Below are 19458 nucleotides of genomic sequence, written 5' to 3' on the forward strand. Positions count from 1 at the left end.
AAAAATAAAATTAGTAGTTCTTAGCGAAGTGAATGCATTAATAGTAATATATACTTGTTTTCTTTTTTAGTCCAAATCATTCCGTGTGATATCCTCATAGGTTTCCCTTTTAACAACTAATCTTGCATTGCCAGCCTTTAGCATTACTACTGCTGGTCTTGGTAATCTATTATAATTACTGGACATTGAGTAGTTATATGCTCCTGTAGTAAGAGTTGCAAGTATATCGCCAGCTTCCATTTTAGGAAGCTTTATATCGTGGATCAGCATATCACCCGATTCACAGCATCTTCCTGCAATAGTTACAAGGTCTTCATTTTCTTTATCAGCCTTATTCGCAACAATAGCTTCGTTTTCAGCTTGATATAGGGCAGGTCTTGGATTATCGGTCATACCACCATCTACACTAACATATTTTCTTATTCCCTCAATTTCTTTTATAGCTCCTATTGTATAAAGGGTTATACCGTTTTCTCCAACCAACCATCTTCCTGGTTCAATGAGAACTCTAGGAATTTCTAATGAATATTTCTTGCAATCTTCATATATATTACTCATTATTACTTCTATAAACTCACTCACTTCAAGAGGTTTGTCGCCATTAGAATAGTAGATTCCAAAGCCACCACCCATATTTAGATCTTCTGTTTTAACGCCTAAGTTGTTCTTTAAATCAAGCATAAATTTTGTCATTATATGAACAGCTTCTTTATAGACATCTTTGTTAAACATTTGCGAACCTATATGACAATGTATACCGCTGTATTTTATATTTTCACATTTGCTTACCATTTCTATAGCATCAAAAGCAACATTACCCTGTATAGGGAAGCCAAATTTTGAATCTAACTGTCCAGTAGAAATGTATTCATGTGTGTGACCTGAAATGCCAGGGGATATTCTTAAAATAGCCCTTACTACAACACCTTTCTTTTGGGCTATTTTTTGCAAAATTTTCACTTCATGAAAGCTATCGATAACAAAGCAGCCAACATTATTATCTATACCAAGTTCAATTTCTTCTTGCGATTTATTGTTGCCATGAAAATATACCTTTTCCATTGGAAAGCCAGATTTACATGCAGTATATAACTCTCCACCTGATACAACATCTATGCCAAGACCTTCTTCCTTTATTATTTTGCACATGGCAATGTTGCTGAAAGCTTTGCTGGCATATAAAGCAAGCGTATTGGGGTATTTATCCATAAAATGATCGCGCACCTGTTTACAACTCTGTCTTATTCCGTCTTCACTCATAACATAAAGAGGCGTCTTGAATTCTTCTGCCAATTTTACCGTATCGCATCTAAAAAACTCTAGGTGCCCTTTTTCATTTACATTTAAATAATTTCTTTTCATGAAAACACCTCCTGGTTAATTTTTGTCAAATTACTTTTTTATCAATTTAAAGTGTTATTGCATTTATAAATTAGCAATTATCATGCCAATACAGTAAAGTTATATAAATCAAAGATTTAGTTTGTTAATGCGTCCAAAATATTGGAAAAAGTCCGTTCTAAATTTTTGTGAACTCCGAAAAGTGCTATTTTAAGAATAGTCCAATATTATGGACTGAATCCTTAATTTCGGATTTATTTTGTTTATAAGAATGTTGTTAAAAATAAAATCAATGATCTATATCAATCATTGATTTTATTTTGAAGATTATACCTCTTAAGTTTTTCGTAAAAACCTGATTTACTTATGTTAAGTATCCTCATAGCTTCGGTTTTATCTCCAACTGCGATTTTTAGTGCATTTTCAATAGCTTTTCGCTCTGCAATTTCGATTGCGCCCTTGAGAGAATATCCAAAGCTACAGGTTTCTGAGCCTTTCGCTGATGTTATGATGCTTATATCCTTCGTGAAGATTGAATTCTCATCAGATACGTTTATTGCTCTTTCAAGAACATTTTCAACCTCTCTGACGTTTCCTGGCCAATCGTACATAAGCATTTTTTTTATCACTTCCGCTGATATTCTTTTCTCTTCACAGCCCGCTCTTTTGCAAATCTTAGGGGTCAAATACATAATCAACGTATAAATATCTTCTTTTCTTAATCTTAACGGAGGTATAAAAATAGGGAAAACATTAATCCTATAATATAAATCTCTTCTGAATTCTCCCTGCTTGACAGCTACATCTAAATCCTTATTAGTTGCAGCTATAATTTTCACATCAACTTCTATAGAGTGTGTACCACCGACTCTATTAAATCGTTTGCTTTGCAAGACGTGTAGTAGCTTTGCTTGCATATATAAAGGTATATCCCCTATTTCATCGAGAAAAATAGTCCCCTCATGAGCAGCCTCAAATAGACCCTTTTTGCCTTCTTTTTTAGATCCGGTGAATGCGCCACCTTCATATCCGAAGAGCTCACTTTCTATTAATTCCTTGGGTATAGAAGCGCAATTTACATATATAAATGGCTTATTATTTCTTTTACTACTTTTATGTATGCACTCTGCCACGAGTCCCTTTCCTGTACCGCTATCGCCTAACAAAAGTACTGTAGAATCTATTTCTGATGCCTTTCTGGCAAGCTTTCTTACAGCCTTTATGCTGTCACTTTGCCCAATAATCCTTTTAAATTCGTCATTATCCTTAAGCTTGTTTTCAGCTTCATTAAGAGATGCTATGGCATAGTCTCTTTCTTTAATTATATTTTCAAGCTCAGTTATGTCTTGAACCTTTAATAAGGCACCTATAACTTTGTTATCATCCTTTAGCTGAACTAAAGAGCATCTTGTAGAACGGCCATTTATGTCCTTAACCTGATTAGTATAAGAAATATCTTTACCTTTTGCTGCTTCAACAAAATCTACGATATTTATATTCGTTTCTTTAGGATGAACATTAAAAATACTGTGTCCAACCACATCAATTGTATAGTTATAATCTCCTTTTGAGGCAAATATGGTTCCATTAAGGAGCTTTTTTATATCGTCTCGCCTACTGGTGTAGCCTCTAGCCTGATAAAATTTCACCTTACCTGTATTGCCACATAAAACTACCATATGGCCTATGGACTTTGTATATTCAAGTGTATATTTAATATCATTTATAGATATAACCGCCACCCTGTTACAAAAATCAATAGCTGCAGTTAGTTTGTTTTTAGAATATATGTTTTCCAGATACAAAGTACTTTCTCTAGAAGAAGTATATTCTATTACACCATTGTATGATTTATCTCCCATAATGCCTATTGAAACAAAGGCATCTCCTTGTTTCAATTTTTGAGAAGGCACTCCTATATTTTTTAAGTCTTCAGGAGTTAGCCCACCATCATCCTCACCAAGCATTGTATCAGCGATTATTACAATATCATTTTCTACGATACTGCCAGCAGAATGCCCTATGCCCTGGTTATATATAATTCCAAATATCTCTTTAGCCATTCTGTTATAACATTTAATTACTCCATTTGGGTCAACCACTATGAGTCCTTCCGAGGCCTCATCAATTATAATATTAAAAGGATCCTTCATATTATTACCACCATTCTATACTCTTATTCTAGTATTTTTTGCTCAAGTATACTAGATTATTTTATATTGTTTATTTATTATCAGTCATATCATTTACTGCAATATGTTTTAGAAACATTATACCACTCTAATAAAAAGATAAAAATATATTACCTCTTAAAAAATACATTGTAGAGTAAATAAATAAAAAAAATCTACATTGCAGGGTTTTTTTATGTATAATAAAGAAAAAAAGAAATGATGGAAATTATTATTAATAATAAATTTAAGGAGGAAGATCATGAATAAACCTAAAATATATATTGCTCAGCGTATACCTAAAGAAGTAGAAAATTATATTGCACGATTTTGTGATTATGAAAAATGGGAGGGAGAAAAAGAAGTTTCAAGAAGTGAACTGTTAGATAAACTCTCTGATAAAGAAGGTGCATTATTATCCGATTTTTGTATTAATTCAGAACTATTAAATAGGGCCCCTAAATTAAGAGCTATTAGCAATGTTACAGTTGGATATAATAACTTTGATTTAAAAGTAATGAAAGAAAGAAACATTATAGGTACGAATACTCCAGGTGTTTTAGATGATACTGTTGCAGATTTAATATTTGGACTGATGCTATCCTGCTCAAGGAGGATTGCGGAATTAGATAGATATGTAAAGGAAGGTAAATGGACTAGAGATGATAACGAAACACTCTATGGAACAGATGTACACCACTCAACGGTAGGTATAATTGGTATGGGTAGAATAGGTGAAGCCGTAGCTAAAAGGGCAAAGCTTGGATTTGATATGGAAGTTTGCTACTACAACAGAAACAGAAAAAAAGATGTAGAGGAAAGACTGGGCGTTAAATATTGCGATTTTAAATCACTTTTAGCTAAGTCTGATTTCATTGTATTAATGACTCCACTTAATGATGAAACGCGCTACCTTATAGATTTTGAGGAATTTAATATAATGAAGAATACTGCCATATTTATCAATGCCTCTAGGGGTCAAACAGTAAATGAACAGGCTCTTATTGAAGCACTTCAAAGTAAAAAAATTTATGGGGCAGGTATGGATGTGTATGAAAAAGAGCCAGTTAATCCTGAAAATCCACTACTTAAAATGTCAAATGTAGTTACGATTCCACATATAGGATCAGCAACGCAAAAGACTCGTTTTGATATGGCGATGATGGCTGCGCAAAATCTTGTTAAAGCACTGCGAGGAGAAATACCACCTAATATTGTACCGGAATTACAAAAATAGAAAATGAATTAGATTTTCGTTAGCAGCCAGTTTATAGTTTCTTATATAAATTGGCTGCTATAATTTTTTGTGAAAAGTGTAATTATTTTAGTGCATTAGCTCATAGAATTATATGTATGAGTATATTTTTAAGACATTTTAAATAAATAAAGTTATAAAAGTTATAAGTAGAAATTACTTTTTAGAAAGGATAGAGGCCAGTGTTACATGAGGTTATGGACTATTTATTAAATCACATTGATAAATATTATGAAGCAGTAAGAATTCATATTAATATTAGTATTACAGCAGTTTTAATAAGTATTATTATAGCGGTACCTTTGGGAATTATATGTGCTAAATTTACAAAGGCATCACAGCCTATAATGAATATATTTAATTTTTTTAGGATTATTCCAAGCCTTGCAATTTTAGTGCTAGTTATGCCAATACTTGGAACTGGATTCTTCCCAGCACTATTGGCACTTGTGATTTTAGCCATACCACCGATACTTATAAATACCTATTTAGGAATAAAAAATATTGATGCATCTGTTCTAGAAAGTGCTGAAGGAATGGGAATGGATTACAAGAAAATGCTTTATAAAATTGAAATTCCATTAGCACTGCCGTTAATAATTACGGGAGTTAGAACATCTGCAGTTGAAGTAATTGCTAGTGCTACTTTAGCTTCGTATATAGGAGCTGGAGGACTAGGAGATTTCATCTTCACAGGTCTTGGTATGAATGATTTTAGAATATTAATAATAGGGGGAGCAACAGTTGCACTACTTTCGGTAATAGCGGAAATGTTGTTATTTATGTTAGAACAAAGGATTACAAAATATCAAAGAGAATAAAGAATACTATATTAGGAGAGTGAGTAGTTATGAATAAGAGATTAAAAAACTTAGTTGTAGTTTCTGTATTAACAGCCTTGGTTGCAGTTTCAGTTTTAACTGGCTGTTCTAAAAAGAGTGCTTCATCTAATAATCCAAATACATCGCAAACTAAAAGTAAACCTATAATAAAAGTTGGCTCTAAAGATTTTACAGAATCTTTAATTTTATCTGAATTATATGCAGTTGCTTTAGAAAAAGAAGGTTATAAAGTTTACAGAAAATTTAATCTTGGTAGTGCTGTGGTTCATACTTCACTTGTAAACGGAGATATTGATATTTACCCTGAGTATACTGGTACAGGGTTATTATCTGTTTTAAAGCAGCAGCCAAAGTTTGATTCAAAGGAAGTTTATCATGAGGTTGCAGCGAAATACAAGGAGAAATTTAAATTGATTTGGCTTGATCCATCTTCTGCAAATGATGGGCAGGGACTAGTAATTTCCAAAAGGGCCTCAGATAAATATAATATCCACACTATAACCGATCTTCAAAAAAGCGCAGGAAGTATAAGATTTGCATCTCAAGGTCAATTTGATGAAAGATTAGATGGACTGCAAGCTTTGACAAAGACTTATGGGGATTTTAAATTTAAAGATGAAAAGATCTATGATAATGGAATTAAATATGATGTGCTTCATAATGATAAAGCAGATGTTGCTGTAGCATATACAACAGAAGGACAATTAAGTAAAACTGAGTTTGTGATTCTCGAAGATGATAAGCATGCATGGCCACCATACAACATAGCCCCAGTTATAAGGCAAGACCTTCTTGAAAATAATCCTCAAATAAAAGATATTTTAAATAAGGTTACAAGCAGAATTGATAACGTGGTGATAATAAAATTAAATTCAGAAGTAGACATAGATAAAAAGGAATACGCAGAAGTAGCTAAGAATTTCTTTGACAAGGAATTAGCAAAATAGAAAATGGATATACAAGGAAGGAGGTAAATATTTTGAAAAGGGTAGCAATTGAATTTGTAAAAGTGAGCAAAAAATTTAAAGGTTCAGAGCAATATGCTGTAAAAGATGTAAGTGCGAGAATTGAAGAAGGTAGTTTTATAACAATACTGGGAACTTCGGGTTCAGGTAAAACTACATTTTTGAAGATGATAAATAGAATATATGAATCAAGCTCAGGGGAAATATTGTTTTTCAAAGAAAACATTAAAAATATTCCGGCGGAAAAACATAGGCAGAAAATTGGATATGTTATTCAACAAATTGGGCTATTTCCTCATATGACTGTGGAAGAAAATATTGCTACAGTTCCGAATATTTTAAGGTGGAAAAAGAAAGACATAGCGCAAAGAGTTGATATATTGTTGGATTTAGTAAGCATTCCTTCTAAGGATTTCAAAAAAAGATATCCAAGGCAATTGTCAGGAGGCCAGCAGCAAAGAGTTGGAATAGCAAGAGCCATGGCTGCTGATCCTGAAATAATGCTTATGGATGAGCCTTTTGGAGCGATAGATGCTATAACTAGACTAAATCTTCAAGAAGAACTCCTAAGAATTCAAAAAAAGCTTAATAAGACAATTCTCTTTGTAACTCATGATGTTAATGAAGCTTTCAAATTAGGAGATAAAGTAATAATCATGGATAAAGGAAGAATCGAGCAGTTTGATACTCCGTACAATATATTATTTCATCCAGCAAATGAATTTGTTACCCGTTTGGTTTCTTCAGAGAATATTATTCAAAAACTTAAGTTTGTACGTGCGGGTTCTGTAATGATTCCTTTGGATTCAAAAACAATGGAAGATGAGACAAGGGTTAATGAAAATGAAGATTTGCAACATTTGTTAGCATATTTCCTTAAAAAAAATATCGATCATTTGATTGTTGAGAAGGATAATCATGAAGCTGTTGGCAAAATAACACTGGAGCAATTAAAAATAAGCCAGTGAACAGGGGGGTTAATACATGATAGAGTATTTATATAAGTATCATGACAATATGTTAACTTTGCTGCTACAGCATCTTCAAATTGTATCACTAAGTATTTCAATAGCTCTCATGATTGCAATCCCTCTATCCCTTTTGATTTTAAGGTCAAAAGTTTTATCAGTAGTAGTTCTATCCGCTTTAGGGGTTATTTATTCTGTGCCTAGTCTAGCATTTTTCGCTTTATTAATACCTGTTTTAGGCCTGGGAAAAGGAACAGCAATTTTCGTTTTAGTAATCTATAATCAGTATATTCTAGTTAGAAATATATTCGCAGCTTTTCAGTCCATAGATTCATCTATTATAGAGGCAGGAAAGGGGATGGGTTTTAACTCTTTTCAATTGTTTTTAAAAATACAAATGCCGTTAGCTCTTCCAATAATACTTGGTGGAATAAGAATTGCTACTGTAACTACAATTGGAATAGCGACTATTGCCTCGGTAATAAACGCTGGTGGGTTAGGAGTTATTTTGTTTGATGGACTTAGGATGAATTACCTTCCTAAAATATTATGGGGAACCATAATGTCTGCAGGACTCGCAATAGTTGCAAATCAAATATTGTTTTTTTTAGAAAAATTGGCTAGTTTTAAAGCGAGTGGTAAATGCGAAGTTTGATGTTATTATCTTAGAATATTATATTTTCTGGATTTTTTGAATTTATAAGGGGGAGAAAAATGAATACAACATTTGATTATAGTAATCTAGATACTATATTAAAAAAACATGAGTTTAAATCTAGTAACATTATTGCAATATTGCAGGATACTCAAGAGTGCTATAGGTATTTACCCAAGGAGGTATTCTCGTATCTTTCAGAAAAACTTGGTATGAGTAGGGCAAAAATATATAGTGTGGCAACTTTTTATGAAAACTTTTCTTTACAACCTAAAGGTAAGTTTATAATAAAAATATGTGATGGTACTGCTTGTCACGTTAGAAAATCTGTTCCTATATTAGAAAAGCTAAGAAAACATTTAAAACTTTCGGAAACTAAAACTACAACAGATGATTTAACGTTTACTTTAGAAACGGTTTCTTGTCTAGGCGTTTGTGGACTTGCACCAGCTATGAGTATTAATGATAAAGTACATGGTTCTATGACCCCAGAAAAAGCAATGGAGCTTTTATATACTCTTAAGGAGGAAAAATAATATGCTTCATAATAGAAATGATCTAATTAATGCAAGAAATATATACAAAAGTAGTTTTGCAAAAGAAAAAAAGAAAATTCTTGTATGTGCTGGTACTGGCTGCGTTGCAGGCGGATCCCTAGATATTTATGATGAATTAATAAGGATTATGAAGGAAAAGGGCATAAATTGTGAAGTAAGCCTTGAGAAAGAGCCACATGAGGAAACTGTTGGAGTTAAAAAAAGCGGATGTCATGGATTTTGTGAAATGGGTCCTCTAGTAAAAATAGAACCATTTGGATATTTATATTTAAAAGTAAAGGTAGAAGATTGCGCAGAAATTGTGGACAAAACTATAGTTAAAGATGAATGTGTTGAAAGACTTGTATATACCCAAAACGGACAAATATTTAGGAAACAGAAAGAAATTTCTTTTTATAAAAAACAAACCAGAGTTGCCCTAGAACATTGTGGACACATTGATGCAACTTCAATAGAAGAATATATAGCTTTAGGCGGATATTCTGCACTTGAAAAAGTACTATTTGAAATGAATTCAGATGATGTTATTAACCAAATAAATGAATCAAAATTAAGAGGCCGTGGAGGCGGTGGATTCCCTACTGGTAGTAAATGGGGTCAGGTACAACGCCAAAAGGAAAAGATAAAATATATTGTATGTAACGGTGATGAAGGTGATCCAGGAGCATTCATGGATAGGAGCATAATGGAGGGAGACCCTCATAGGGTACTTGAAGGAATGATAATTGCCGCTGTTGCCTGTGGTGCACAAAAAGGGTTTTTATATGTTCGTGCAGAATATCCTCTTGCTGTAGGCAGACTTTCGAGTGCTATTAAACAAGCAAAAGAATATGGAATTATTGGGAAAAATATTCTTGGGACAAATTTTAGTTTTGATATCCAAATTAATAGAGGGGCAGGTGCTTTTGTATGTGGTGAGGGAAGTGCACTAACAGCTTCAATTGAAGGAAAAAGAGGTATGCCAAGAGTAAAACCTCCAAGAACTGTTGAGCATGGACTTTTTGGAAAGCCAACAGTTCTTAATAATGTTGAAACTTTTGCTAATGTGCCTGTAATAATTAATAAAGGAGTAGAATGGTATAAATCAATTGGAACTAAAAATAGTCCTGGTACAAAAGCGTTTGCTTTAACAGGAAATATTGAAAATACAGGACTTATTGAGGTACCAATGGGCACAACTCTAAGAGAAATAATATTTGATATTGGTGGAGGAATAAAAAACGGCAAAAAGTTTAAGGCTGTACAAATAGGCGGGCCATCTGGTGGATGTCTTACAACAGATGATCTTGATTTGCCACTAGATTTCGACTCACTTAAAAAAGCAGGTGCAATGATAGGTTCTGGTGGCCTTGTAGTTATGGATGAAGACACTTGCATGGTTGAGATTGCAAGATTCTTTATGAATTTTACAAAAAATGAATCCTGTGGCAAATGTGTTCCTTGTCGTGAAGGTACTAAGAGAATGCTTGAAATTCTTGAAGGGATAGTTGCAGGTAAAGGAAAGCTTGAAGATATAGATATGCTCTTAGAACTTGCAGATACCATAGCTTCAACATCATTATGTGGACTTGGAAAGACTGCACCATTACCAGTTGTAAGTACTATTAAGAATTTTCGTGATGAGTATGAAGATCATATTGCCTATAAAAAATGTCCATCTAAAACATGTCAAAAGCTTAAGATAATATTTATTGATCCAAAAATTTGCAAGGGATGTTCAAAGTGTTCAAAAATTTGTCCAGTTGGAGCAATCTCAGGTAAAATTAAAGAAACATTTACAATTGATAAAGATAAGTGCATAAGATGTGGTAGTTGTGTTGATACTTGTGCATTTAAAGCTATAAAGGAGGAGTAATAGAATGAATGGACAGTTTATGACTATAGACAATGTGCCTGTAGAAATAAAGGGCGAAAAAAATATTCTTGAATTAGTTAGAAAAGCTGGTATTGAATTACCTACATTATGCTTCTATTCAGAGCTTTCAGTTTATGGAGCTTGCCGTATGTGTATGATTGAAAATAAACATGGGGGAATTGAGGCTGCATGTTCGACTCCTCCTAAAGCGGGCATGGATATATACACAAATACGCCAAGACTTAGGAAGTATAGAAAGAATATTCTTGAGTTATTGCTTGCAAATCACTGCAGAGATTGTACAACATGTGAAAAAAATACTTCATGTAAGCTACAGGAGTTAGCAAAACGTTTCGGAATAAAAAAAGTAAGATTTGAAAATACTGCTGAAGAACCTGAACCAGACAATTCATCCGTATGCATAGTAAGAAATTCAAGCAAGTGTATCTTATGTGGTGATTGTGTAAGAGTGTGTGCAGAAGTACAAAACGTTGGAGCAATTGATTTTATTGGAAGAGGATCTAAAATGACTGTTTCGACGGCATTTAATGAACCTATAGGAGACTCTAATTGTGTTGGTTGCGGGCAGTGCGCAGCAGTATGTCCTACTGCTGCTATTGTAGTAAGGAGTAATACAGATAAACTTTGGAAGGAACTTAGTGATAAGAATACACAGGTTGTAGTTCAAATTGCTCCTGCTGTAAGAGTATCTATAAGCAAGGAATTAGGACAAGAAGATGGCAAAAATGCAATGGGTAAAATAGTAACTGCCCTTAGAAGAATGGGATTCGATAAGGTATTTGATACCTCAGTAGGGGCAGACCTTACAATTATAGAGGAAACAAATGAATTTATTTCAAAACTTAAAAATAATGAAAAATTACCTCTATTTTCATCTTGCTGCCCTGCTTGGGTAAATTATGTTCAAAATACTTATCCAGATTTAATGAAAAATGTTTCCACTTGTAAATCTCCTATGCAAATGTTTGCTTCTATATTGAAGGAACATTACAAAGATGATGATAAAAAACTTGTGAGCGTAGCAATTATGCCTTGTTCAGCAAAAAAGTTCGAAGCAAATAGGGATGAATTTAAAAAGAATGGTGTTCCTAATGTAGATTATGTAGTAACGACGCAAGAGCTTATTAATATGATAAAAGAATCAGGAATTGCGTTCTCAGAATTAGAACCTGAGGCACTAGATATGCCATTTGAAATTAGTAGTGGAGCTGGTGTTATATTTGGAGTAACGGGTGGTGTTACTGAAGCTGTTATACGTAAAGTTTTAAATGACCAACCAATTGCAATATTACGTGCACTTGCTTTTGATGGTGTTAGAGGTATGAACGGCGTTAAAGAAGCCAGTATTAATGTAAATGAACGCGTAATAAAATTCGCCATAGTAAGTGGACTCAAAAATGCGGATTACGTTATAAAGAAGATAAAATCCGGTGAAGCTCATTATGATTTCGTAGAAGTTATGGCATGCCCCGGTGGATGCGTTAGTGGAGCAGGACAACCATTCGTAAAAGCAGAAGGGAAATCTAAACGTGGCACTGGATTATATAAGGCGGATAAAATGAATAGTATAAGTATGACAGATGACAATCCATTGATAAATTCATTATATTCGGGATTGTTAAAAGATAGGGTTCATGAACTATTACATGTACACTACAATAAGCAAAGTTGAGGGATTAACGCCCATCCATATATGGATGAGCGTTTTAATTTTTTGCGTAAAAATGTATCATTATACATTTAAAACACGTATTTTTTGTTGACATCGTTAACGTTCTAGTGTACTATTAACATACGTCACTAGAACATTAATGTATTTTCTGAAAGGAGATGGAATCGTGAATTTAAAATTTAATGATAAAATGCCTATATATCTACAAATTATGGACCTTATAAAAATGGACATTGTTACGGGGAAGCTAAAATCAAAGGATAAATTACCATCAGTACGAGAAATGGCAACAAATTTGAAGGTTAATCCAAATACGCTTCAAAGATCCTATCAAGAGCTTGAAAGACTTGGAATTGTGTATACACAAAGAGGTACTGGGACATTTGTGGGGGAGGGAGAAAATATGGTAGATGAATTAAAAAAGGAAATGGCAAAGGAAGTTATAGATTCATTTATACTTAGAATGAAAAGCTTAGGATTTACTTCTAAGGATATAATTAGATCTGTTTCAAAGGAAACTATGGAGGGAAAAGAAGATGAATAGTATATTAAAATCAGAAAAAATATGTAAGTCATATTTAAATAAAAAGGCCCTACGCGGAGTAGACCTAGATATAATGCCAGGAAAAATTGTAGGACTTCTTGGTCCTAATGGTAGTGGTAAAACTACATTCTTAAAAATAGCAGCGGGTATCCTGCATCCATCGAAAGGAGAAATACTAATAGATGGTCAAAAGCCTGGTGTTTATACAAAGTCTATAGTTTCATATTTGCCTGATAATGAGTATCTTCTAAATTGGATGAAAATAAAGGATGCGGTGAAGTATTTCAAGGACTTTTATTCTGATTTTGATGAAAAAAAAGCAGAGGAAATGCTCCAGTTTATGAAACTTGATGAAAATATCACTGTGAAAAGCCTATCAAAGGGAATGAAGGAAAAGTTAAAGCTTACATTGGTACTCTCAAGATCAGCAAAGCTTTATATACTTGACGAACCACTTGGTGGTGTAGATCCTACTACTAGAGAACAGATATTAAATGCTATAGTTAATAACTTTAGTGAAAATAGTTCCATGATAATTACTACACATCTTGTAAATGATATAGAACGAATTTTTGATGATGTAGCATTTATATCTGATGGAGAGATAGTACTTAAGGGTAATGCAGAAGAATTACGAATTAGTAAGAAAAAGTCAATCGATGAATTGTATAGGGAGGTATTTAAGTAATGTTTAAGCTTATAAAATATGAATTAAGATCAACTTTTTTAACCATAATTGGAATATGTATATCGGTTATAATTGCTAACTTATTTCTTATGACAAAGAAAGACTCTTGGAACATTAATACAGTAACTTCATTATCTACATGCTTAATTATTGGTGCCATGATAGTAATATTTATATCTTCATTAAAAATTATGAGCAAATACTTATATGGAGATTCAGGCTACCTGTTGTTTACACTTCCGCAATCTGGGAGCGTGATAATGACTTCAAGGCTGATAAGTGCCTTAATTCAAATATCCATTGTTGCGTTTGTATCCATTTTGATGCTCTATTTGACTTCAATAGACAAAATAGATTTAAGTTTTTTTAAATATTTCAAGCTCAGTATAGTATTATTTTTTATAATTCAATATATAGGGGGCATTGTTTATTTATTAACATTTATATACTTTTGTATGGTTATTGGCAAAGTAGCCTTAAGAGGTAAAAAACTAGGTAAAATAGGTTCTTTTATAATTTTTATAATATTATCAATAGCAATTGGCTGGCTGTCAACTAAAATTACAACGCTATTACCTCAAAACTTGAACTTGAATAATTTTTCAATAAATACGACTAATAGTATATTAAATTCTGATTTAATGGGTTCAGGTGGAGAATTTAATCTTAATATTGCAGATACCATATTTCAGATAATTACTTTTGTAGGATTATTCATTAGCACTACCTATCTAATAGATAAAAAATTAGATTTATCATAAGGGACAATAATTTAAAATTAATATAAGGAGGTTCAACATGGAAACTATAGTACAAATAAAGAATGTTACAAAAAAAATCGGTAAAAAGGTAATAATAGATGATCTTACTTTTGACGTGCGTTCAGGAGAGGTGTTTGGATTCCTCGGACCAAATGGCGCTGGTAAAACTACTACTATTAAAATGCTTTTAGGACTGATGTCTATTACTAAAGGTGAAATGTATATTGATGGATTAAATGTTAATAAGGATTTTGAAAAGGCTATGGCTAAAGTAGGTGGAATTATTGAAAATCCAGATTTATACAAATACTTAACGGGGTATCAAAATCTTGTCCATTTTGGGAGAATGTATCCAGATATAAAGAAGGAACGTATTGATGAGGTTATAAAAATTGTGGGTCTTGAAAAAAGAATACACAACAAAATAAAGACATATTCACTAGGTATGCGCCAAAGACTAGGGGTTGCGCAAGCACTACTTAATTCTCCAAAGTTATTGGTATTAGATGAACCTACTAATGGTCTAGATCCTGCTGGTATTCATGAATTACGTAATCATTTACGAACACTTGCAAGAGAAGAAAATGTTGCAGTAATAGTATCAAGTCATTTACTTTCAGAAATGGAGCTTATGTGTGATAGGGTAGGAATTCTGCAAAATGGAAAATTGGTTAGAATTCAGGAAATGAAGGAAATGCTTGAAGATGAGTCGGATTCAGTTATAGCTCTAACTGTTACGCCGATTGAAAGTGCAAAATCGTATTTAGAAAGTATTAGTAGCAAATATAAACCAGAAATAAATGATAAAGAAATAGAAATTAAAGAAAATATAGAGAAAGTTCCTGAGTTAGTTGAAAAGCTTGTGGGTCAAGGAATTAAAATTTACGGTATTCACAAAGTACAACAAAGCTTAGAGAAAAAATTCTTAGAAATGACAGGGGGTAACGAAATTGCGTAAGATGATTAACTTAGTTCGTAATGAAAATATGAAGCTTTCTCATAGTATTAGTACATGGATAATGATTGGCATATTAGTTATTATGACAGTAGCAGTTGGGTTCTTATCCAGATCTGGAGGTAATGAGGCATCTAAGAGTGATTGGAAAGCAGATATTACAATTCAAAATCAGGAAATTAAGAAAGAGTTAACCAATCCAAAAATGCCTAAAGAAGGAAAGGAGAGATATGAAAAAGATTTACAAACTAATGAATATCGTCTTAAACATGATATACAACCTATACAAGGCGACTCCTTATGGGGATTTGTAGATAGCGCAAGTGGACTAATATCTTTAATTTCTCTTTTTGCCATTGTAATGGGTGGTGGAATAGTAGCAAATGAATTTTCAGGAGGTACAATCAAACTATTACTAATTAGACCCTCAAAACGGTGGAAAATTTTACTCTCAAAATATATTTCTGTTTTAGGATATACTCTTTTCATGCTTTTGATACTTTTAGTAGTGTCATTTCTTGTTGGAGGAACATTGTTTAGCTTTAAAGGGGCAGGTATACCATTCCTTACAAATGTTAGTGGCAAAATTACTGAAGTTAATATGATAGCACATATTGTGGAGGTTTATGGACTTCAGTGTATAAGCTTAGTAATGATGGTTACTTTAGCATTTATGATTTCCGCAGTTTTTCGTAATAGTGCAATGGCTATAGGAATTGGAGTTTTTCTTTTAACTGTAGGGAATACCGCAACAATGCTACTCACTAGATATAATTGGTCAAAATATATTCTATTTGCAAATACGAATTTGAATCAATATATTGATGGACAGCCATTGGTTAAAGGAATGACAATGAACTTTTCAATTACTGTACTGATAGCTTATTTTATAATTTTTAATGTTGTTGCATATGTAGCTTTTACTAAAAGAGATATAGTAGCATAATATTATAAATAAAATATAGACCACCTGGATAAATATAAAATTTATCTAGGTGGTCTATATTTTCATATTGACACGATTAATGCTGCAGTGTACTATTAACATATGTCACTAGGAAATCTATGTGTTTTATGAAAGGAGATGGAATAATGAATTTAGAATTTAATGATAAAATGCCTATATATCTACAAATTATGGACCTTATAAAAATGGACATAGTTACGGGAAAGCTAAAATCAAAAGATAAGTTACCATCAGTACGAGAAATGGCAATGAATTTGAATGTGAATCCGAATACGCTTCAAAGATCCTATCAGGAGCTTGAAAGACTTGGAATTGTTTATACACAAAGAGGAACTGGAACATTTGTGGGGGATAGGGGAAATATGGTAGATGATTTGAAAAATGAAATGGCAAAGGAAGTTACAGATTCCTTTATACTTAGAATGAGAAGGTTAGGATTTACTACTAATGAAATAATTAAATCTGTTTCAAAGGAAACTATGGAGGTAAAACAAGATGAATAATATATTAGAATCAAAAAAAATATGCAAGTCGTTTTTAAATAAAAAGGCCCTAAGAGGGATAGACCTAGATATAATGCCAGGAAAAATTGTAGGACTTCTTGGTCCTAATGGTAGTGGTAAAACTACATTCTTAAAAATAGCAGCGGGAATACTTCATCCATCGAAAGGCGAAATACTAATAGATGGTCAAAAGCCTGGTGTTTATACAAAGTCTATAGTTTCATATTTGCCTGACAATGAGTATCTTCTAAAGTGGATGAAAGTAAAGGATACAGTGAAATATTTCAAGGACTTTTATTCTGATTTTGATGAAAAAAAAGCGAAGGAAATGCTTGTGTTTATGAACCTTGATGAAAATAGCGCTGTGAAAAGCCTATCAAAGGGAATGAAGGAAAAGTTAAAGCTTACATTGGTACTTTCGAGAGTTGCAAAGCTTTATATACTTGATGAACCGCTTGGTGGAGTAGATCCCACTACTAGAGAAAAGATATTAAATGCTATAGTTAATAACTTTAGTGAAAATAGTTCTATGATAATTACTACACACCTTGTAAATGATATAGAGCGAATTTTTGATGATGTAGCATTTATATCTGATGGTGAGATAGTGCTTCAAGGTAATGCAGAGGAATTACGAATTAGTAAGAAAAAGTCAATCGATGAATTGTATAGGGAGGTATTTCAATAATGTTTAAGCTTATAAAATATGAATTACGATCAACTTTTTTAACCATAATTGGAATCTGTATATCTGTTATAATTGCTAACCTATTTCTTATTACAAAGAAAGATACCTGGGGCGGTAATGCAGTAATAGGATTATCTATATGCTTGATTATTGGAGCCATAATAGTAATATTTATATCTTCATTAAAAATTATGAGCAAATACTTACATGGAGACTCAGGCTACCTATTATTTACACTTCCACAATCGGGCGTATCAATAATGGCATCTAGGCTGATAACAGCTTTAATTCAAATATCCATTGTTGCATTTGTATCCCTTTTGATGTTCTATTTCACAATACCTGAAGAAATAGATTTAAGTTTTTTTAAAGATATTAAGGGTAGTCTAATATTATTTTATATAACTCAATATATATGGCGCATTGTTTCTTCATTAACACTTATATATTTCTGCATGGTTATTGGTAAAGTAGCCTTAAGAGGTAAAAAAATAGGTAAAGTAGGCTCTTTTGTAATTTTTATAATAATATCAATAGCAATGGGCTGGCTGTCATTTAAAATTGTTGAACTATTCCCTCAAACAATTAACTTGGGTGGTTCTTCATTAGAGAATAGTTTTAAATCATCTAATTCTGCGTTTGCAATTTCAGGTGGATTAGATATTAATATTGCTAATGCCATATTTGATATAATTACTTCTGTAGGATTCTTCATAACCTCTACCTATCTAATAGATAAAAAATTGGATTTATCTTAAGTTTCAATAATTAAAACCACCTGGATAAATATGAAATTTATCCAGGTGGTTTTAAAATACTTTTCTAAATACTTTTTTTTCTTCTAAATATTTTATTTATATTTGAGAATAACCCTAAAAGAATTCCCATTAGCACAGATTGAATCGCATATGTAAAAGTGCTAGATATATGAAAAAGCATTGCTAAGGTTGCAACTATAAATGTACTAAGTACCATGGTAATTAGTATAAAAAGATATAATCCTAAAAAGTTATTTATCTTAAACTTTGTTTGTATTTTAGTGCTAATTAATAGCTTTTTATCAAAGTATATAAATAGACCTGCTGGAACTAAGAGTAGTATTGCTATTAGTATATTCGTATCCATGATTCATCATCTCCTCTTATAATTGTACTTTCAGTTGTATATCATATTGTTTTCCTATGTGATTTAAATGCATGCTAAAATTATAACACATTTTTAGTGCTGCTTTATTAGGTTATCTTACAAAACTGTAAGATAACCTTTTCTATTTGTAAGTGGAGTGACATGGAGTGCAAGCGGCGAGTGAAGTATAATATGGTTATAGTGATGAGAAAAGAAAAAAGGAGAGATATGAATGGAAATTTTAAAGGTTGAAAATTTAAATAAAACTTATGGAACCGGTGAAAACAAGGTGGATGCACTTAAAAATATAAATTTATCAGTTGCTAAGGGTGAGTTTGTAGCAATTGTGGGAGCATCAGGTTCTGGGAAAAGTACACTTCTTCATTTACTCGGAGGACTCGATAGGCCAACATCTGGGAATGTAGTTATTGATGGAGAAAGCATTTATGATTACAAGGAAGAAAAACTTGCAGTGTTTAGAAGAAGAAAGATAGGATTTGTATTTCAGTTCTATAATTTACTACCTATTTTAGATGTAGAAGAAAATATAGCGCTTCCAGCACTTCTAGATAATGATAAGGTGGATAAAATTCATTTAGAAGAGCTCATTAAAGTATTAGGACTAAGCGAAAGGCGTAATCATCTTCCATCAGAATTATCAGGGGGTCAACAGCAAAGGGTATCAATTGGTAGAGCTGTATTTAATAAGCCAGCTATAATACTTGCAGATGAACCTACAGGAAATCTTGATACTAAAAATTCAAAAGATGTTATGGAATTATTAAAATTTACGGCTAAAAAATATAATCAAACTTTAATACTTATTACCCATGACGTTAATATAGCAGCCATGGCAGATAGAGTTATCACCATTGGAGATGGTGAAATAACTTCTGACAAGAACTTAAGAATAAATTAGGGGGTG

20 protein-coding genes are annotated in these 19458 nt (G+C 32.4%); 17 read left to right on the forward strand and 3 right to left on the reverse strand.

All coding sequences use genetic code 11. The features are described 5' to 3' along the window. Positions 1 to 66: 66 nt before the first annotated feature. Positions 67 to 1362 carry a diaminopimelate decarboxylase gene (gene lysA / locus ACWJJ7_RS16835; RefSeq protein ID WP_462963102.1) on the reverse strand — a complete coding sequence of 432 codons (1296 nt, stop codon included), beginning with the start codon at positions 1360 to 1362 and terminating at the stop codon, positions 67 to 69. Positions 1363 to 1643: 281 nt separating this feature from the next. After that, on the reverse strand, positions 1644 to 3494 hold the full coding sequence (locus ACWJJ7_RS16840; RefSeq protein WP_462963103.1) for a sigma 54-interacting transcriptional regulator: 1851 nt from the start codon (positions 3492 to 3494) through the stop codon (positions 1644 to 1646). A 280-nt stretch (positions 3495 to 3774) separates the two neighbouring features. On the opposite strand from ACWJJ7_RS16840, the gene ACWJJ7_RS16845 reads away from it, so the two are divergent. The 16 genes from ACWJJ7_RS16845 (at position 3775) to ACWJJ7_RS16920 (ending at position 18166) form a co-directional block, all read left to right on the forward strand. After that, positions 3775 to 4749 carry a 2-hydroxyacid dehydrogenase gene (locus ACWJJ7_RS16845; RefSeq protein ID WP_462963104.1) on the forward strand — a complete coding sequence of 325 codons (975 nt, stop codon included), beginning with the start codon at positions 3775 to 3777 and terminating at the stop codon, positions 4747 to 4749. A gap of 215 nt (positions 4750 to 4964) precedes the next feature. Beyond that, positions 4965 to 5588 (forward strand): ABC transporter permease, encoded by a 624-nt coding sequence (locus tag ACWJJ7_RS16850; RefSeq protein WP_462963105.1) that lies wholly within the window; start codon positions 4965 to 4967, stop codon positions 5586 to 5588. Positions 5589 to 5617: 29 nt separating this feature from the next. Continuing rightward, positions 5618 to 6556, forward strand: a complete 939-nt coding sequence (locus tag ACWJJ7_RS16855; RefSeq protein WP_462963106.1) for a glycine betaine ABC transporter substrate-binding protein — start codon at positions 5618 to 5620, stop codon at positions 6554 to 6556. A gap of 32 nt (positions 6557 to 6588) precedes the next feature. Beyond that, positions 6589 to 7542: an ABC transporter ATP-binding protein gene (locus ACWJJ7_RS16860; RefSeq protein ID WP_462963107.1), complete on the forward strand. Its 954-nt coding sequence runs from the start codon at positions 6589 to 6591 to the stop codon at positions 7540 to 7542. A gap of 16 nt (positions 7543 to 7558) precedes the next feature. After that, positions 7559 to 8197 (forward strand): ABC transporter permease, encoded by a 639-nt coding sequence (locus ACWJJ7_RS16865; protein WP_462963108.1) that lies wholly within the window; start codon positions 7559 to 7561, stop codon positions 8195 to 8197. 59 nt (positions 8198 to 8256) lie between these two features. Continuing rightward, the gene (locus tag ACWJJ7_RS16870) at positions 8257 to 8733 is read left to right on the forward strand and encodes a complex I 24 kDa subunit family protein (RefSeq protein WP_462963109.1); all 477 of its coding nucleotides are present in this window, start codon (positions 8257 to 8259) and stop codon (positions 8731 to 8733) included. Position 8734: 1 nt separating this feature from the next. Then, positions 8735 to 10609: an NADH-quinone oxidoreductase subunit NuoF gene (gene nuoF / locus ACWJJ7_RS16875; protein ID WP_462963110.1), complete on the forward strand. Its 1875-nt coding sequence runs from the start codon at positions 8735 to 8737 to the stop codon at positions 10607 to 10609. Between the two features lie 4 nt (positions 10610 to 10613). After that, a complete protein-coding gene (locus ACWJJ7_RS16880; RefSeq protein WP_462963111.1) occupies positions 10614 to 12302 on the forward strand; it encodes a [FeFe] hydrogenase, group A in 1689 nt (562 codons plus the stop codon). Between the two features lie 166 nt (positions 12303 to 12468). Then, positions 12469 to 12846: a GntR family transcriptional regulator gene (locus tag ACWJJ7_RS16885; RefSeq protein WP_462963112.1), complete on the forward strand. Its 378-nt coding sequence runs from the start codon at positions 12469 to 12471 to the stop codon at positions 12844 to 12846. Continuing rightward, positions 12839 to 13534 (forward strand): ABC transporter ATP-binding protein, encoded by a 696-nt coding sequence (locus ACWJJ7_RS16890; protein WP_462963113.1) that lies wholly within the window; start codon positions 12839 to 12841, stop codon positions 13532 to 13534. Before ACWJJ7_RS16885 ends, ACWJJ7_RS16890 begins: the two co-directional genes overlap by 8 nt. Further along, positions 13534 to 14295 carry a hypothetical protein gene (locus tag ACWJJ7_RS16895; RefSeq protein WP_462963114.1) on the forward strand — a complete coding sequence of 254 codons (762 nt, stop codon included), beginning with the start codon at positions 13534 to 13536 and terminating at the stop codon, positions 14293 to 14295. Before ACWJJ7_RS16890 ends, ACWJJ7_RS16895 begins: the two co-directional genes overlap by 1 nt. 37 nt (positions 14296 to 14332) lie before the next feature. Next, positions 14333 to 15253, forward strand: a complete 921-nt coding sequence (locus tag ACWJJ7_RS16900) for an ABC transporter ATP-binding protein (protein ID WP_462963115.1) — start codon at positions 14333 to 14335, stop codon at positions 15251 to 15253. Position 15254: 1 nt separating this feature from the next. Then, on the forward strand, positions 15255 to 16196 hold the full coding sequence (locus ACWJJ7_RS16905; RefSeq protein ID WP_462965029.1) for an ABC transporter permease: 942 nt from the start codon (positions 15255 to 15257) through the stop codon (positions 16194 to 16196). Positions 16197 to 16342: 146 nt separating this feature from the next. After that, positions 16343 to 16720: a GntR family transcriptional regulator gene (locus ACWJJ7_RS16910; protein WP_462963116.1), complete on the forward strand. Its 378-nt coding sequence runs from the start codon at positions 16343 to 16345 to the stop codon at positions 16718 to 16720. Then, positions 16713 to 17408 (forward strand): ABC transporter ATP-binding protein, encoded by a 696-nt coding sequence (locus tag ACWJJ7_RS16915; RefSeq protein ID WP_462963117.1) that lies wholly within the window; start codon positions 16713 to 16715, stop codon positions 17406 to 17408. Before ACWJJ7_RS16910 ends, ACWJJ7_RS16915 begins: the two co-directional genes overlap by 8 nt. Beyond that, the gene (locus ACWJJ7_RS16920; RefSeq protein WP_462963118.1) at positions 17408 to 18166 is read left to right on the forward strand and encodes a hypothetical protein; all 759 of its coding nucleotides are present in this window, start codon (positions 17408 to 17410) and stop codon (positions 18164 to 18166) included. Before ACWJJ7_RS16915 ends, ACWJJ7_RS16920 begins: the two co-directional genes overlap by 1 nt. A 64-nt stretch (positions 18167 to 18230) precedes the next feature. On the opposite strand, the gene ACWJJ7_RS16925 is transcribed toward ACWJJ7_RS16920, so the two are convergent. Then, positions 18231 to 18533 carry a hypothetical protein gene (locus ACWJJ7_RS16925; RefSeq protein ID WP_462963119.1) on the reverse strand — a complete coding sequence of 101 codons (303 nt, stop codon included), beginning with the start codon at positions 18531 to 18533 and terminating at the stop codon, positions 18231 to 18233. Between the two features lie 232 nt (positions 18534 to 18765). On the opposite strand from ACWJJ7_RS16925, the gene ACWJJ7_RS16930 reads away from it, so the two are divergent. Continuing rightward, positions 18766 to 19452 carry an ABC transporter ATP-binding protein gene (locus tag ACWJJ7_RS16930; protein WP_462963120.1) on the forward strand — a complete coding sequence of 229 codons (687 nt, stop codon included), beginning with the start codon at positions 18766 to 18768 and terminating at the stop codon, positions 19450 to 19452. The last annotated feature ends 6 nt before the right edge of the window (positions 19453 to 19458 follow it).

The sequence above is a fragment of the Clostridium sp. CM042 genome (assembly GCF_055080995.1).